Below are 399 nucleotides of genomic sequence, written 5' to 3' on the forward strand. Positions count from 1 at the left end.
CACGCGGCAGCTCAAAGCCTTCGCGATGGAAGTGATAGACCATCTTCGGCCAGTGCGGCATCAGAAGCCGCCCATGTTCGGTGGCATGGAGCGGATACCAGCCAATCTCCACCTTGCCGTCCCTGTCGGCTTCCACCCTGCCGCCCAAATGTTTGGACAACATCTGCGCACCGAGACAGATGCCGAGAAAAGGCTTGTTTTCCTTCAGCGGCACTTTCAGCCAGTCGATTTCGGCTTTGACATAATCATGCGGATCATTGGCGCTCATCGGGCCGCCGAACACCACTGCGCCGGCATGGTGGGCCAGCGTCTCCGGCAAGGCATCGCCCAGCGGGGGCCGCCTGATATCGAGCTCGAACCCCTCTTCGAGCAGCATGTGGCCGACGCGTCCGGGGCTCG

At 61.7% G+C, this 399-nt stretch carries 1 pseudogene; it reads right to left on the bottom strand.

The window, feature by feature from the left end:
- A pseudogene (locus tag EN804_RS34970) lies at positions 1-399 on the bottom strand (gamma-glutamyl-gamma-aminobutyrate hydrolase family protein); the annotation flags it as partial.

Source organism: Mesorhizobium sp. M8A.F.Ca.ET.161.01.1.1 (assembly GCF_004792105.1).
Lineage (GTDB): Bacteria > Pseudomonadota > Alphaproteobacteria > Rhizobiales > Rhizobiaceae > Mesorhizobium.